Genomic DNA, 16,977 nt, shown 5'->3' on the forward strand with positions numbered 1-16,977 from the left:
TCCATCGACGGCTTCAAGCCCTTCGTAAAAATCGATGCGAGCCCTGATGCCACTGCTCACTCAAATCCCGGGTTTACTTGCCCAAACAGAGACTGGGTGCTTAAGTTGATGTAATGAGGGCTCTTCCGGTGGCTGGCTCCCTGCTCCCTTGTTTCAAATGTTTCACTTGTTCTATGAATTCAAGGACTGAACGATATGAGGATAAGAGCCTATTTACTAAACATAACTGTTCTTCTCGCTGTTTCTCTGTTTCTTGCACCGAAGATTATTTTGATAGAGTTTTTTTCTAGTAGATGGATTGACACTGGGATAGCCAGTATTTTTTTGTTCATATTACAAGACTTGATTCTTTCAACAATTATATACCTGATAACAACAACCCTAATAAGCAAGAATAAATTCTATTTTTACTTGCTGAGCATTTCCTCAGGGTTTATTTTGCTATGCCTTCTATTGGATATGAGGGTTAGAGAATTATGGCTCAAACCTTTAGATTTCCAAATAATAAGTTATAGCTTGCAACACGCAAGTAATTTAACTTCAGGAATAGAAATATTTCTCAATCAATCCTCTGGCTTTGGATTAACTTTTCGATTCATTGTATTTATCCTCTTCCTTGCTTACCTGACAACCTGGCTTCTCGTTGGATTGACCACCTATAAAATACACACGCACCAAATAACAAACAAAGAAGCGAAAAGCAAACACAGCGCATTGCTTATATTATTCTTATCAACCCTATTTTTAGGGTCAATTTTTACGAAAGACGCTCGCTACGACTTGAATGTAAATATTTTCACAAACCCTTTGATTGCTACTTTTAAAAGCATCAGCTCTTTAAATCCAACTCAAGCTAAAGCCATACTGGAATTCGAACAACCCACTTACCCCTTATCAGCAATCAACGACATTCAAAAGCTTGACTCCCTGCCCACTCCAGACTTTAAGAACCTGGTATTTATTGTTCTGGAATCGGTTCGATGGAACAGTATTTTTGGTGCCGGTGTAAACACCGGTGAAAAATACCCGGTATTTGAAAAACTTTCCCGGGAAGGAATGCTTTCTAAATCGTATGTGTCAGTCCCTCATTCATCCAAAGGCTATTACTCAATACTGACCGGGTTGCATGCATACCCGGATATCGAAATCAAAGAGGCGATGCCCCTATATCAACCCAGCATAATTCATGAATTAATAAAGAAAAGAAACATGGAAGCGATTGCATTCAGTTCGTTATTTTTACAATTTGAAAACATGGATGGTTTTTTAAAATCTGTGGGCGTGTCGAACTCGTATGCAGTTTCTGATATTGCCTCAGATAAAAATCACCCCCAAAACAATAATAGTTTTGGAGAAAGCGATGAACATCTGTTCTCGTCAAGTGTTTCGCACCTGAAAGACATTACCAACAAAGGCAAAGGGTTCATTGCGCTGTATTTTCCATTCGCAGCACATTACCCATACAGTTGCACTACTAATTCAACCCCACAAACAACGCTAGCAAAATACGAAGAATGCATAATGAAAACGGACACCCTGATAGGTGAAATGTTGGATACCTTCGACAAGTCAGGCATCTTGGATTCAACGTTATTTGTGCTTGTTGGCGATCATGGAGAATCTTTTGGGGAGCATGGGCTATTTATTCACAACTCCTCCATGCACGAAGAGGAGGTGACTGTGCCGTTAATATTCTGGGCGAATGGCAAGATATTACCCAAGAACACGTCAACGACAAGCCACCAGACTGACATCGCCCCAACAATTGCTGATTTTTTCGGAGTGACTGATTCGCCCCTCAATATACAAGGCGTTAGTTTGTTGAGGGAGCAAGGGAATCGAGTGTTTTTCATGTCTACTTTTTTTGACGAGTTGTCATCAGCACTCGTTGAGTACCCCCACAAATACATATACGAATACAGTCAAGACGCTATTACAAAATACAACATCGAAGACGATCCGCAAGAAAAAACACCTCAAACCATTCTTGGCAATGAATTCGACACCATTAAAAACAGATTACTTTCTTACAACTTGTACCAAAAAGCTGTTTTTGCAAAACAACCTGAACAAACCGAGTGACGTTCAATAATCGTTGCTTTGCAAATTAATCGGCACCTGCATTCATGGAATAGCGGACTCCAGGTGCATTCACGCCACTCGCTCTACCGTATCCACACTGGTTTTCTTCCTTCCTCTGTACCAGCGCATCAAGACAATTCGAACGACCTTGTTCCAGGCATAACCAACCCCGACGCCACCGACGATGGCAACGACGACCGCGAGCGCCGGCACATCAACGATGTGACGGGCCAGGGACTGAAACTGGAAATGCGTCAGATAGATATACAGCGTTGACGAGGCTATCGACGCAAGCCCGCGCGCGATCATGCCTGGCACGGGAATCGATTTGATCCAGATCACCGCGAGAACGGCAGGCACGGCGATATCGGTATATCCCCTGATGTCCAGTTCGTGCGGCCCATAGACGAGCAGAAGATCCTGCCCGCCCAGCACAATGACGGTCACCGCACTGACAACCCATTTCTGGAAGGTTGAATTGGCGTAATGAATGGCCATTCCGAGCACCATGATCGCAAGATAGTGTTGCGGCACTCTTTCATAGAGTGCCTCAGCATCAAACACATAGGCATCAATCAGAATATCCGCCACTGCCAATACGCAGGCGGCAATGACCAGATGTTGAAACGGGTTTGACATGATCAATGTTCTGACTCGCTCGAACGACAGGGCGAATCCAATGATCAGGATCATTTGCAGAAGAACTTCAACATACCAATAGGTAAAGGTGCCTACGACGCTTTCTGGAAACCAGTTCGAAACAAGCAGCACCGTTTGCCAATGAACCCTGCCGAAGACTATCTGGACCAATAGGGCGTACAGGATTGTGGGTGTCGCGATACTGACAATGGACTTTAAAAGTGTACGCGCGTTACCGCGCTCATTGATCGCTTGAAGTTGAAACCTTGCCAGGCTGATGCCGGACACGATAAACAATACCTTCGTCTCGCCTGCAATCAGAAACTTTGAAAAAAGATCAAGATGCCCGATAACAATCAGCAAAATGGACATGACGCGCAGAAGAACAGGAACTTCCATTGCCCGAAGTGAAAACCGGGAAGACCGGGTTTTATGGCTCAGCTCACACAATTGGCGCACCGGTATCATTTCCCACTGATCCGGGAGATGGCCAATGAGCGCTTCAAGTGCCATGGAAGCTTGTACAAACGAGAGCGAATCCCCACCCAGCTCGACGAACGACAAATTTGCATCAATACGCGGGACTTCGAGTATTTCCGACCATGCGGCCACCAGCAGGAGCGCCAGCGGTGACAGGTCCTGGCTCGAATTCATCGACGCGTCCTTATCAATCGAGGGCAACGCGCGCCTGTCAATCTTTCCGTTCGGCGTGAGTGGTATGGCATCCAGGAAGACGAACAACGCCGGGACCATATAGTCGGGGAGTTCCTTGCCGACATGGTCACGCAATTCACTCGATGAAACCGGCGTTGTCGCAACGCAGTAGGCAACCAGCCTGGCGAGCGACGTGGCATGGTTGGCGAGCACAACGCACTGTTTGATTCGGGGGTGCCGTGACAGTGCGCCTTCGATTTCAGTCAGTTCGATTCGATGGCCGCGAATCTTGACCTGACTGTCACCCCGCCCCAGAAAGCTGACACTGCCATCGATAAGATAAGTGCCAAGGTCACCGGTTTTATAACAAATATCGTGCTCGGCATTCGTAAACGGGTTCACCACAAACTTTTCTCTGGTTTGCGATGTGTCATTCCAGTAACCCAATGACAAATAAGGGCTGCGTATCAGTATTTCTCCGGCCTCCCCTTCACTGACCAGCTGATTTGATTTATTCACGACCAGTAGTTGTGCGCCTTCAATCCCCTTGCCCAGCGGAATTTTGACATTATCGGCATCAGGATCGACAGGATGGTACGCCATGGCCTGCGGCGTTTCCGTCGTGCCGTAGAAGTTCACGCTCACGGCATTTGGAGCAACGACGCGTATTTGTTTGTACAGCGTATGACTTAATGCTTCTCCGCCCCAGAACAGATATCGCAGGGCGCCTAATTCAAGTCGGCGAGGTTTGGCCCCCGTTTCAATCAGTTTCCCCAGCGGGGGTGTCAGATGAATAATGGATATTTCGTTCTCTTGTATCCACGCAGCCAGAGCAAAAGGGTCTATGACGATTGACTGGGCCGGAACAACAACTTTCGCGCCAATGGAGAGCGGCGTGAATACATCACGGTACACCGGGTCGTGACCCAGACCGGACAGCAAGGAAAAGCGATCGTCTTGCGATAAGGAATGACACTGGGTATGCCATTCAATGAAGTGAACCAGAGGCGCGTGATGGGTCACAATCCCTTTCGGCTCACCCGTGCTGCCCGAGGTGAAGGTGATATAGGCCGGAACGGCCGGGTCGACTTCAGGCAAGCTCGTTTGATCACAGGCGAACGCCTGCAGTGCATCGGCGGGACGTTCCGGTATTTGGACGACCCGCGGATTTGACGCAAGGCGCTCAAGCTCGAGTTCGACAGTCGCCTCGCCGCACACCAGTACAAAAGAAGGCTCAAGCGTCCGAATAATTTGCCCTATACGCGCTGGCGGGTAGGCGACGTCGGCCACCGTGAACATCAATCCGGCACGTGATGCTCCGAGCATTGCATAGACCAGCCCCGCACAACGACTCGAAACAATAACAACCCGGTCGGATTGTTTAGCGCCCTCTCTGATCAGGGAGGACGCAATGCCCCGGCTTATCGCTTCAAGTTGTCGATAGCTGCACGTCGCGTCTTGAGCGATGACAGCGATTGCATCAGGCGAACGCTTCGCCTGCTGCAGGAAGTCCATGAATATCGGGCGTTCGGCACAGTACTTCAGACTGAGCGTTGGGTCTGGGCGAAGATCGTGCATTATCCGTATGCTCCGCATGATCTAGACGAGGTTTACGTCGTACCCCCGAAAATCCTCAATGAGATGGCGCGGAATTTATCGGCGGCCGAGTAAAAACATGCAGCGTAGTTCCAGTTCAGGACGACTGCATGAACGTTAGTTCAGAGTGGTCGTTGGCGCCGATAATTTCGAAGGGCAGCGATGCCCTGCCCGGTGTCATCAATGTTCGGCGATCACCCGCGCAAGAATCCGAATGCCTTCATGAATCTCCTGCGTCGTCAGGCCCGCATAGCCCAGAATGAGCCCTGCGGGTCGCTCGGACGCAGACGCCACGGGGCCGGCAAACAGCGGCGACAGCGGATAAACACCGACCCCGCGCTCGAGCGCGGCGGCCTGCAATGAGGGCTCATCCTGAGCACGAAGTCCCGGCAACAGCAGCACGCCATGCAGCCCCGCGGCCATGCCGACCAACTGCCCTTGCCCCGCCAAATGCTGTTCAACCGCGTCCAGCAGCGCTCTTCGCCGTCGCTCGTTCTCCCGGCGCAGGCGGCGAACGTGGCGCTCATACGTACCACTTTCGATCAGCGAGGCCAGCACGTTTTGCTCCCAGCGTGGTGAGTGCCGGTCCGTCAGCCGCTTGGCTTCGCGGAAAACGCTGACCAACTCGCGCGGAAGCACCAGATAACCCAGCCTGAGCTGCGGTGACAGTGCTTTGGAGAACGTGCCGACATAAATGACACGCCCGTCCGTATCCATGGATTGCAGCGCGTCGATGGGGCGCTGGCCATAACGGAACTCGCCGCCGTAATCGTCCTCGATGATCCACGCGCGCTGCCGACTCGCCCACCTCAGCAGTTCCAGGCGCCGTGCAACGGGAATCACCGCCCCCATCGGAAACTGGTGCGACGGCGTCACATAGGCCAACCGCACGCAGTCGTCTTCGGGTAAATCACGGGTATCCAGCCCGGAGGCATCGACAGGGGTTGGCAACGCCGTCGCACCCGTGGCCTCAAAGCAATACCTCGCCATGCGGTAGCCCGGCTCCTCGAAGACGAATGCGTCTCCCGGGTTCAGCAAAAGACGTGCGCACAGGTCGAGCCCCTGCTGCGAGCCATGCACCACGAGGATCTGGTCCGCATCGCAGGTCAAACCCCGTGCGCGTCGCAGATAGCCTTGCAGCGCGCTGCGCAAGCGCTCTTCCCCTTCGGGTTGGCCGTAATAATGGTTGGGCTGACGCTTGACCAGTTCGGCACGGTAGGCGCGCTGCCACCCCAGCGCCGGAAAATCCCTCGAGGCGACCGAGCCATATCTGAAGTCGATACGGGCATGCGGAGTCGCCATACTGTAAGGCTTCACAGCGGCCACACGCTGTCCGTACAGGGAAAGCGCAGGCGGCAAATGCTCGCGTGGCGCCGAGTCCGTTTTGGCCGACCCGGACGGGGCATTCCTCACGGCGCCTACCCTGGCGGCCTTTCCTGCCGATGTCACGACAAAGCCCTCGGCGGCCAGTTGCTCGTAGGCCGCCGTCACAGTGGTTCGTGATACGCCGAGTTCGGCCGCCAGCGCTCGCGTGGACACAAGCCGGGTGCCTGCTGCGAGCGTGCCGTCTTCTATTTGCGTGCGCAGCCTGGTGTAGATACGGCGTTCTGCGCCGCGTGTGTTTGCTTCCGGTTTGGTAGGCAACTGGCCCATGGGGAAACCTCAAAACTGGCACTTTTTATTGTGCAGGTGCTGATCGAGATTATGGGTTGTCATCATTGCGAGTGAAATCCCCATGTGTCCGTGCCCGACTCCAGATCAGAAGGTTTTTCAAGCCGACAAAAACAGGGAGGAAGCTCCGTGGAACTGACCGTCACTACCCTTCTCGTCACGTTCGCCGGTGTCTTTCTGATCTGTTTCATGAAAGGCGCGTTCGGCGGCGGCTTTGCCATTGTCGGTATTCCGCTTCTGTCATTGGTGATGGACCCGATCACGGCCGGCGGCCTGCTCGCGCCATTGTTCATCGCAATGGATGTGTACGGCTTGCGTTACTGGAAGCCGTCCACCTGGTCAAAACCGGACTTGAAGCTGCTTGTACCCGGCCTTGTCGTCGGCATCGGCGTCGGTTATCTGCTCTTTCGCGTGCTGGACCACCGCGCGATCGCCATTGTGATGGCAGCGGTCACGCTGTTTTTTGTCGGCCTCTGGTTCAAGGCCGGCGGAGAAGTCAGGGTACGGCCGCGCTCATCGCCCAAGGCCGTGGCCGCCGGTCTCACTTCAGGCATCACGACCATGGTCGCGCATTCAGGCGGGCCACCGTTGGCGATGTACTTGCTGCCGCTCGGCCTGAGCAAACAGGTCTATGCCGGAACGACCAGCATGTTCTTCACCGTGGGCAATCTGCTCAAGGCCGCGCCTTGGCTGCTACTGGCCAGACCCACGGGCAACGTGCTGAGCCTGATGCTGATCTGCTTGCTCGCCGTGCCGAGCGGCGTCTGGCTGGGCTGGCGTCTGCACGCAAGACTGGACCAACGCCAGATGTACCGCGCCTGTTACGGCTTGCTGGTCGTCACGGCCCTGAAGCTATTGTGGGACGGCGTCGGCGGGTATCTGGCCTGAAACGGGTGCGTCAGGGTTCGAAGTCGTCGGCTACACTTTGCTGTCTGCGCCACGGCAGCCAAGTGGCCAAATCCCTGTCTCCTGACCTGGAGGTTTCCCATGAGCGATGACACCGAACTCACGTCCTTCACTGGCTGGGCCGCAACGGCGGCCGGCGCGCCACTGGAGCGCTACAGCTACGATCCCGGCCCATTGGGAGAAGATGAAGTGGAAGTCGCGGTGGAATATTGCGGCGTCTGCCATTCAGACCAGTCGCTGATCGATAACGATTGGGGCATCAGCCAATACCCGTTTATCCCGGGCCATGAGGTGGTCGGCCGTATCGTGCGAATGGGCGCACAGGTACGCGGTCTCGAAACGGGGCAACGGGTGGGCATCGGCTGGTACAAGGGCAGTTGCATGCATTGCGCTTCGTGTATCGGTGGTTCCCATCACCTGTGTGGCACGGCCCAACCCACCATCATTGGCAGCAACGGCGGCTTCGCCGACCGCGTGCGCTCGCATTGGGCCTGGGCACTGGCGATACCGGACGGCCTCGATCCCGCCATGGCTGGCCCGCTGTTCTGTGCCGGCTCGACAGTGTTCAACCCGCTGGTGGAATTTGACGTCAAGCCGACCGACCGGGTCGGTGTGGTGGGCATCGGCGGCCTCGGTCACCTGGCACTACGCTTCCTCAATGCCTGGGGCTGCGAAGTCACGGCCTTCACTTCGTCTCTGAGCAAGCAAGACGAAGCCAAGCGTCTGGGCGCGCACAACGTCGTCGCCTCGACCGACAGCGCTGCGCTGAACGCCATCGCCGGCACCCTGGATTTTCTACTGATCACTGCCAATGCCGACCTCGATTGGCCGGCCATGCTCGGCACCCTGCGCGGCAAGGGTCGCCTGCACTTTGTCGGCATCGTGCCCGGCGCGATTCCCGTGCACGTGTTCAACCTGATTCCCCAACAGAAGAGCCTGTCTGCCTCGCCGGTCGGTTCGCCTGCTACTACGGCGACCATGCTGGAATTCTGCGCACGGCATCAGATCCTGCCGCAGGTCGAGCACTTCCCCATGAGCCGGGTCAACGAAGCCATCGATCACCTGCGCAGTGGCAAGGCCCGTTACCGCGTCGTGCTCGACGCCAGCAAATGACTGACGGGCGCGTCGGCTGACACCGAGCGCGCCTTCAGTGGCGTATCAGGTCTTTGATTCGAAGGCATTTCGCTCGCCCACGGGCGCATGGTGCGCCATCACCTCAACGACCCAATCGATGAACACGCGCAACTTGAGGCTGATATGCCGGTTCGGCGGAAACGCCACGTAAAGCGGCATCGTATCGAGGTGCCAGTCTTCGAACAGCGGCACTAACTCGCCACTCGCCTCAAAAGTTTTGGACATGTACTTGGGCAACCAGAGTACGCCCAACCCGGCCAGTCCGGCCGCGAGGTAGGCATTGCCATCGTCGACGGCCAACACGTAGCGACCTTTGACCTGCACACTTTCACTGTGGTTGCGCATGGCATACGGCAGCGGTTTGCCGGTGCGCGCCCACAGGAAACCGACGATTCGATGATCCGACTCTTCCAGCTCCCGCGGATGCGAGGGCGTGCCGACCCGAGCCAGATAGCTCGGTGCTGCAAAAACGCCGAGCGGCAGATCAGCGACGCGCCGGGCCATCAGCGACTGATCCGTGAGTTCACCACCGCGCACCACGCAATCAACGTTCTCGTCGATCATATCGACGATACGATCGCTGACGCCCATGTCGATCTGGATGTCCGGATATCGCGCGTAAAACCCGGGCAATGCCGGCACCAGAATCATGCTCGCCAGGGGACTCGGCACATCGACTCGCAACCGCCCTCGGGGCAATGCCGAGGCGCCGGACAGACTGGTTTCAGCGTCGTCGATGTCGGCCAGCAGTTTGATCACCCGCTCGTAATAAACGGCGCCATCGGCGGTGACGTTGACTTTGCGCGTCGTACGGTTGAGCAACTTGACGCGCAACCGCGCCTCCAGTTGCTGCACCAGTTGGGTCACGGTGGTCTTGCTCATGTGCAGCGTGTCAGCCGCCTTGGTGAAGCTGCCTGCCTCTACCACGCGCGCAAATGCCTGCATCGCATCAAAACGGTCCATCGCCGCCCCTCGTATCGATCAGATTGTTTGGGTTTCCCAAACAGTGATCGCCAAGGTTGCTCGTTTATCGCCCCGGCGCAAGTCCCTACAGTCCCTTCAACGTTGGTTTCGGGTCGGCTTTGGCCCTTTGATGGAGGCACTTTATGACAACGCGTGATGTGGTTTTTCCGAGCGGACGCCAAGCACTTTATGAGCGCAATCGCTACTCGCCGGCGATTCGCTCCAATGGTTTTCTGTTCGTGTCGGGGCAAGTCGGCAGCAAGGAGGATGGATCGCCCGAGCCCGACCTGGAGAATCAGGTCCGGCTCGCCTTCAACAACCTGAACGCGATCCTGGGCGCGGCCGGTTGCACCTTCGACGACGTGATTGATGTCACCGTCTTCATCGTCGATCCCGAATCGACGTTCGAAACGATCTGGAAGATCGTGCCGGAGTTCTGGGGCAACGCGCCGCACCCGACGCTGACCGGGATTGGCGTCACGTGGCTGTATGGTTTCCAGTTCGAGATCAAGGTGATCGCCAGGCTTCCGGAAACCGTCCAGGGATGAACGACCGTTGTTCAGGGTGGGTAGCCTGTCTCTAACGAGCTTCCTCGAAGAGGCCTATCAACTCATTGAAAGCACCAATATCCAGCGGCCGGCTCAGGAAATAGCCTTGACCTTCATCGCACGATACCGCCTTCAGCAATTTCAAGTGATCGGCCGTTTCAATGCCCTCAGCGGTAACGGTCAGCGATAACGCACGTCCCAGGCCCACGATAGCCCGGATGATCGCCTTGTCATCCTCGCTATCGGCCAGCCTGTTCAAAAAGCTGCGGTCAATTTTCAGGCCGTCGAACGGGAATGCGCGAAGGTAGCTCAGCGATGAATATCCCGTTCCGAAGTCGTCCATTGATATCCGTACGCCGAGACGTTTGAGCGTACGCATTACCTCAATTGCACCGGTGGCGTCTTCAAGCATGACGCTTTCGGTAATCTCCAGCTCAACACGGGCAGGGTTGATTCCTGAGTCGGTGAGTGTTTTCTGAATGCGCTCGACCAGATTGCCTTGTTTGAATTCGGTCGGTGACAGGTTGACTGATACGAACAAACTTTCCGGCCACCGTGCGGCGCAGCGGCACGCGGTATCGAGAACCCAGTTGCTCAGGGAAAGAATCAGTCCGGATTCCTCGGCAATCGGAATGAACGTGTCGGGAGGTATCAAACCGCGCTCAGGATGTTGCCAACGGACCAGCGCTTCGGCCCCCACCATCTGACCGTCAGCGATACGAAAGCGTGGCTGGAAATGCAGCCGCAGCTCTCCATGTTTGATCGCGAAGCGCAGGTCACTTTCCAGTTGACGGCGCTCAATGATCCTGGCGTTCATATCGCCGGCATAAAAGCGCCAGGTGTTACGCCCTCCGGCCTTGGCTTCGTACAGTGCGATATCCGCATAGCGAAGCAGTTCGGTCGCCTCGCAGGCGTCATGAGGCGCCATCGCAATGCCAACACTGGCGCTGACGAACACTTCCTGCTCATCGATCGTTATCGGCTGCTCGACGGACTCGATCAAGCGGCGACAGAGCGTCTCGACTTCTTCCTGGGAACTCACGTCGGTCAGGATCAATACAAACTCATCCCCGCCGACCCGAGCAACCAGGTCGCCATGGCGCACGCAGTCTGCCAGGCGACTCGACACTTCATTGAGGACCAGATCACCTGCGGCATGCCCGAGCAAGTCATTCACCGGTTTGAAACGATCCAGGTCCAGGCTGAGCATGACCAGCGGCTGGTCTATCGTCGGCAATGCCTTGAGTTTACCGTCGAGAAACTCTTGAAGACGGGTTCTGTTCGGTAGCCCGGTCAGGGCGTCATGTTGTGAGAGGAATTCGATACGCCGACGGGCTTCGACTTCCTCTGTCACATCCGTCGCAGTCCCCCGGAACCCTCCACCCGCCATTTTTCGAGCCGAAAGACGAGTGATTCGCTCCTGGCCTTCGGTATCGACGTATCGGCACTGAATGCTGATATCCGGACGACGGTTCGGGATGCTGAGCCACTGAGCCAGCGTGCCCAGTTCGGTGCTCAGCAGATCATCGATCACCGCACCAATCCAGACGTCTCTGGAGAGCCCCGTCACGCCTTCGAATCGTTCTGACAAATAGGTGAAATGCCACTCGGGATCAATTTCCCATACCCAGTCCGAGCTGGCTTCAACGACGTCGCGAAAGCGTGCTTCGCTGGTGGCAAGGGCGTCCTGACTGCTTTGCAGTGACGCATAGCTGGCATCAAGTGCCAGCGCACCAGCGGTCGTGCGACGCAAAATGACCCACGTCATCAGGCACACCAGTAACGCGGCAATGCCGATCAATGGCAACCCTATCCCCAACAACCGCAGGCCCGGCCTTTCCGGACTCCATTGCAGGCTGCCGGCCGAACCGTCATCGCCCAGAGGAAGGAGCGACGCAGTGCCCGTTTCGCCGGACGTCGCAACGTGCAGACGATCGACCCCGAAATCGTCGCCGATCATCTGCAGCTTGGCGCTGTTCAACACGTCGACGAAAACCAGCACTGAAGGTGGCCCGTCATCAGGCACCACTGTCGGATCGGTTCCCGGCGTAATAGCTGCTGCCGCGACGAGGGCGGGCACTCCTCCCACATTGATGAAGGCTGTTGTCGGCGTCTCTGTTTCCGCTCCTGCACGCGCCTTATCAAGAATCCCGGCGATGGACTGCTTGAGCCACTCAGTGACTTCCACGGATTTCAGCTCACCCTTGACCACAGAGTAAACAGTGCGATCGACGTCGTTGATGACAAACAGTCCCTGGACCCCGAAATCCGTATAAAGCGTTGGTCCGACGTTCTGTCGTACGAAGGCCCAGTCAGGGTCCACTTCGGTATGCAGGTGCTTGTAGGCGTCGCCCCAGAATGCGTAATCCTTGACGGTCGAGCGCAGCGATTTTTCCAGCGATTGGACTGCCTTCTTTGTGTAGAACGCGCTTTCGGCCTCCTCCGTCCGGTCTAGATCATGTGCAAGGTAAACGAGTGAATAGCTGGCCAGTAAAAACACGCCTGCCAATAGACCCACGAACTTGAACAGCGAGGCCCGAGCCAGTACCACGCTGGAACGACGGGAGGAAGAAGGGTTACTGGAGGCGAGACTGTTCGGCATAAATTCCCGCTTGTCGTTGGAAAAAGTACTTTGCATACCCTGCTATCGGCTACTTTGGCAGAACGATGAGCCGGGGCATTCCATGAGTGGCCGCTTTCTATTAAAGCCTATGGTTCTGTACCCGACACGATCCAGCCATGAAGAGATTTCACCGGGGAAAGATCTGGCGCCCGCGCCGAACAGGAATTTGCGGCACCCATCGTTATCGGTTCAGCGTTAAAATCCGCCCGGTCCGGTTCACATTCTTGAGGATGATCCAGGTATGTCCACGCTCGACACTTCCCTGCAAGACACCGCCGCGCCTGACGGCGTTTGTTACGGCTGCGGCGGCAGCAATCCGCACGGGCTGCACATCAAGAGCTTCTGGCATGAGGACGGCGAGCATGTCATCGCCGAGCACATGCCAGAGGCCAAATATTGTGGTTGGCCGGATCTGGTTTACGGTGGTTTGATCGCGATGCTGGTTGACTGCCATTCCAACTGGACGGCGATGGCCTATCACTACCGGATGGAAAACCGCGACGTCGCCAGCCTCCCGCGCATCAACTGCGTCACTGGCAACCTGGGCATCAAGTTCATCAAGCCTACACCGATGGGCGTACCGCTGACCCTGCGTGCGAAAGTGGAAGGTGAAGTCGGACGCAAAACCCGCGTCATCTGCGAGGTCTACGCGGAGGATGTGCTCACGGCTGTCGGAGACTCCACTTTTGTGCGCGTCGATACCGAGCAACTGGCGGCGGTTGCGCATGGCCGGTAGGTTGCAACCCTCTGCAAAAACCTGAGCGATTCAAGTGGGGCTACCAGGCTTTTCCTGGGTGCCGACTCCCTGTGCTGCTATGCCAACTGGAAAGACCTATGCCGCTAAAAACCCGCGACTTTATTCTTGAGACCCTTGAAGACCTCGGCATCGGTGACTTCGCTGCCCGCCCCTTCGACTGCGCCTTCGAATTGCTCGCCGCACCGCCCAGCCGCAAGCGCCTGATCATGATCGGCTTCAACGGCTCCCTCGCCGACGACATCCACACCAATGCCGGTGCGGTACACGCAGGCTACGAACAACCTGCGTTTTCCAATGTCGCCCATGGCCTGGAAGGCGGCTGGGGTTCGACGCCCCTGCCCCGACGATTGACCGAGTTGCCAGCCGAGCTTGGTTTTGACTGGCGCGACACCCTCTACACCAATGCGTTGCTGCTGTGCTCCGCAGATGCAGCGTGCATAAAAAAAGTCGCGAGGCAATCTTCGGCGGGGAGCCTGGAGTCGCTGACACGCAAATCAATGGATTTTTTCGAGCGGGTGACGGTGCCGCTAGCGGAACCCGAGTTGATCATTGCTTACAGCAACGGCTTGGGAAGCCCATCGGCGGCCAGGATTCTGTGGGAGAGATTCGGGAATGGGGAAGCGCTGGATCACGTTGACGTTTCTTCCTACCGGGCGACTTATGGGTTCACTGCAACCATTGGCAGCCGCAAGATTCCGGTCGTGGGGATTCGGCACATGTCCAGATTCGAGCCGAGCATTGAGGCAATCAAACTGGCGTGGGAGCGGCAAAAAGCGTGCATCGGCACTCAGCCAGGCCCGTGTTAACGTGCGCATACCCTCAATTTGAAGTCACACACCCATGTCTATCGCCGACAACCTTCTGGCTTTTACCTTCGCTGCCACGTTGCTGACACTGACGCCTGGGCTCGACACTGCGTTGGTCTTGAGAACCGCCACGGTGGAAGGCAAACAGCAGGCGCTTCGCGCTGCGTTGGGCATCAATGCGGGTTGCTTGTTGTGGGGCGCGGCCGTCGCCTTTGGTCTGGGCGCTTTGATTGCGGTCTCGGAACTGGCCTATGACCTCTTGAAATACTGCGGCGCCGCTTACCTGGCGTGGCTTGGATTGAACATGCTGTTGCGCCCGCGCAGCGCTCTGTCGCCCGTCGAAGCGGGCGCGACGCCTGCGGCCAACTGGTTCCTGAAGGGCATGACGGGGAATGTCCTCAACCCGAAGATCGGCATTTTCTACGTGTCTTTTCTCCCGCAGTTCATTCCGCAAGGACAGCCACTGGTTGCCTGGACATTTGGTCTTGTCAGCATCCATGTGGTGATCGGATTGATCTGGTCAACGATGCTGATTGCCGCGACTCGCCCACTCGCCGGCATTCTGAGGCGTGAAAAAGTGATCAAGTGGATGGATCGCACGACGGGCATGATCTTTGTTCTGTTTGCCGCTCGGTTGGCCTTTAGTAAACGTTGAGGCGGCAAGCCGCCCGGGAACGAAACGTTAAGCGCAAAGGCCTTTGTGGCGAGCGAGCTTGCTCGCGCTGGGCTGCGTAGCGGCCCCAAAAATCTGGTAACCATTGCAGATTTTTGTGAGTGCTACGCACTTAAGCGGGACGGTGCGGCGATCCGACAAGCTCCCTCGCCACAAAGTTCTTGCTGGCCTGAAGATTGTCTTGTGTGAACAGCATTACGATGAAATCGGGCCTTGCCGGTTCAACCTCATCGTACCCGCTGTTTACAGATCGGTAATTTCCTTATGGCGCGGTACCAGCAGTTTCATCACGCTCCAGGCCACCAGATAAGCCACCGCACAGATGCCGAACATGATCATGTAGCCGGTGTGAATGTCGTTGATCGATTTGTAGTAGTCGAACACCCAACCACCGACCTTGGTCATCACCACCCCGCCCATACCGCCGGCCAAGCCGCCAATGCCGACCACCGATGCGATGGATTTTTGCGGGAACATGTCGGACACGGTGGTGAAGATGTTGCACGACCACGCCTGATGCGCCGACGCGCCTACGCCAATCAACAGCACCGGCACCCAGAAACTGATGTAACCGAAGGGTTGCGCCAGCAGTACCAGCAGCGGGAAGAAAGCGATCACCAACATGGCTTTCATACGGCCGTCATACGGCGCATCGCCGCGAGCCATGAAGTAGCTGGGGAACCAGCCGCCGCCGATGCTGCCCACCATGGTCATGCTGTACAACACAGCCAGCGGCCACACGATGGCCTGGCCTTTCATGCCGTATTGCGCCGACAGATAAGTCGGAAGCCAGAACAGGAAGAACCACCACACGCCGTCAGTCATGAATTTGCCGAAGGCAAAAGCCCAGGTCTGGCGGTAAGTCAGCAACTTGAACCACGATACTTTTTTCTCGGCGACGCCCGGCTCCGGGGTAGCAACCACCTGCGCATCACTGCGGATGTAGGCCAGTTCCTGTGCCGAGAGACGTTTTTGCTGTTCGGGTTTTTCGTACAGCGCAATCCACACGGTCACCCAGACGAAGCCCAGCATGCCGATCACGATGAATGCCGCTTCCCAACCCCACAGGCCGGCAATCAGCGGTACGCAGATCGGCGCCAGGATCGCGCCCACGTTGGCGCCGGAGTTGAAGATACCGGTGGCGAAGGAGCGTTCCTTCTTCGGGAAGTATTCGGCAGTGGCCTTGATCGCAATCGGGAAGTTACCCGCTTCGCCTATCGCCAGCACGGCGCGCGACAGCATGAAGCCTGCGATCGACACCGGGATGACGGCCAGTCCGAACGCGCCGCACACGGCCGCGATGCCCTCGCCCATCGGCACTGAAAAGGCATGCATCATGGCGCCGGTCGACCAGATACTGATCGCGATGATGTAGGCCTTCTTGGTGCCGATCTTGTCGACGAAACGGCCAGCAAACAGCATGGAAATCGCGTAGACAAACTGGAACACGGAAGCGATGTTGGCGTAGTCGCTGTTGCTCCAGCCGAATTGCGTAGACAAATCCGGCGCCAACAGGCTGAGCACCTGGCGGTCGAGGTAGTTGACGGTGGTTGCGAAAAACAACAGCGCACAGATCGTCCAGCGGTACTTGCCGACAGCCTGGCCGATTCGTTGCGGATTGATGGGCTCGTTCAGATTCATGGCATCACTTTATTATTGGATTATGGTGATGATCTCTCGGTTTCAAGCGAGATCACTTCTTACGCGCAGCACACCGCTCAGCGGCTCGCGTCAGACGAGTAGCACGTGTAGATCAGGGGGTTGGCGGAGCTGGCACAGACAATGCGCAGGCAGTCAGGTCCGGACCATATGAAGCGGCATGCAGGGAGGCGAGAAAGCGGATTGAGTTCATGATGGGACCCGGTTTTTGTTTTTAGGGGTGTAACATCGTATGTCGTCGTACAACTGTGCCTTTTATAGCGAGT

Annotated in this window: 12 protein-coding genes; 7 read left to right on the top strand and 5 right to left on the bottom strand. The window is 56.0% G+C overall.

Annotation, left to right across the window (positions count from 1 at the left end):
* Positions 1-195 precede the first annotated feature (195 nt).
* Positions 196-2,082 (top strand): LTA synthase family protein, encoded by a 1,887-nt coding sequence (locus tag KJF94_RS13145; RefSeq protein WP_214384028.1) that lies wholly within the window; start codon positions 196-198, stop codon positions 2,080-2,082.
* A gap of 69 nt (positions 2,083-2,151) precedes the next feature.
* Here KJF94_RS13145 and KJF94_RS13150 read toward each other — a convergent pair whose 3' ends face one another.
* Complete coding sequence (locus KJF94_RS13150) at positions 2,152-4,953, bottom strand: amino acid adenylation domain-containing protein (protein ID WP_214384030.1); 2,802 nt, start codon at positions 4,951-4,953, stop codon at positions 2,152-2,154.
* A gap of 198 nt (positions 4,954-5,151) precedes the next feature.
* Positions 5,152-6,624, bottom strand: a complete 1,473-nt coding sequence (gene pdxR, locus KJF94_RS13155) for a MocR-like pyridoxine biosynthesis transcription factor PdxR (protein ID WP_214384032.1) — start codon at positions 6,622-6,624, stop codon at positions 5,152-5,154.
* Positions 6,625-6,771: 147 nt separating this feature from the next.
* On the opposite strand from pdxR, the gene KJF94_RS13160 reads away from it, so the two are divergent.
* Both KJF94_RS13160 and ahr read left to right on the top strand, forming a co-directional pair.
* Positions 6,772-7,530 (top strand): sulfite exporter TauE/SafE family protein, encoded by a 759-nt coding sequence (locus KJF94_RS13160; RefSeq protein ID WP_214384034.1) that lies wholly within the window; start codon positions 6,772-6,774, stop codon positions 7,528-7,530.
* Between the two features lie 99 nt (positions 7,531-7,629).
* Positions 7,630-8,661, top strand: a complete 1,032-nt coding sequence (gene ahr / locus KJF94_RS13165; protein WP_214384036.1) for an NADPH-dependent aldehyde reductase Ahr — start codon at positions 7,630-7,632, stop codon at positions 8,659-8,661.
* 45 nt (positions 8,662-8,706) lie between these two features.
* Here ahr and KJF94_RS13170 read toward each other — a convergent pair whose 3' ends face one another.
* A complete protein-coding gene (locus KJF94_RS13170) occupies positions 8,707-9,645 on the bottom strand; it encodes a LysR family transcriptional regulator (RefSeq protein WP_214384038.1) in 939 nt (312 codons plus the stop codon).
* A gap of 143 nt (positions 9,646-9,788) precedes the next feature.
* Between KJF94_RS13170 and KJF94_RS13175 the strand changes: the two genes are divergently transcribed.
* Positions 9,789-10,193: a RidA family protein gene (locus KJF94_RS13175; RefSeq protein WP_214384040.1), complete on the top strand. Its 405-nt coding sequence runs from the start codon at positions 9,789-9,791 to the stop codon at positions 10,191-10,193.
* A 31-nt stretch (positions 10,194-10,224) separates the two neighbouring features.
* On the opposite strand, the gene KJF94_RS13180 is transcribed toward KJF94_RS13175, so the two are convergent.
* Positions 10,225-12,795, bottom strand: coding sequence for a bifunctional diguanylate cyclase/phosphodiesterase (locus KJF94_RS13180; protein WP_214384859.1), 2,571 nt, complete (start codon positions 12,793-12,795; stop codon positions 10,225-10,227).
* A 262-nt stretch (positions 12,796-13,057) separates the two neighbouring features.
* Here KJF94_RS13180 and KJF94_RS13185 point away from each other — a divergent pair, with 262 nt between their 5' ends.
* The 3 genes from KJF94_RS13185 (at position 13,058) to KJF94_RS13195 (ending at position 15,034) form a co-directional block, all read left to right on the top strand.
* Entirely contained in the window at positions 13,058-13,552 is a 495-nt protein-coding gene (locus tag KJF94_RS13185; protein ID WP_214384042.1) for a PaaI family thioesterase, read from the top strand.
* A gap of 98 nt (positions 13,553-13,650) precedes the next feature.
* A complete protein-coding gene (locus KJF94_RS13190; protein WP_214384044.1) occupies positions 13,651-14,379 on the top strand; it encodes a hypothetical protein in 729 nt (242 codons plus the stop codon).
* A gap of 34 nt (positions 14,380-14,413) precedes the next feature.
* Positions 14,414-15,034, top strand: coding sequence for a LysE family translocator (locus KJF94_RS13195; protein ID WP_214384046.1), 621 nt, complete (start codon positions 14,414-14,416; stop codon positions 15,032-15,034).
* Positions 15,035-15,295: 261 nt separating this feature from the next.
* Here the strand turns inward: KJF94_RS13195 and KJF94_RS13200 are convergent, their stop codons facing one another.
* On the bottom strand, positions 15,296-16,693 hold the full coding sequence (locus KJF94_RS13200) for an MFS transporter (protein WP_214384048.1): 1,398 nt from the start codon (positions 16,691-16,693) through the stop codon (positions 15,296-15,298).
* Positions 16,694-16,977: the final 284 nt, after the last annotated feature.

It is taken from the genome of Pseudomonas hormoni (genome assembly GCF_018502625.1).
Taxonomy (GTDB): domain Bacteria; phylum Pseudomonadota; class Gammaproteobacteria; order Pseudomonadales; family Pseudomonadaceae; genus Aquipseudomonas; species Aquipseudomonas hormoni.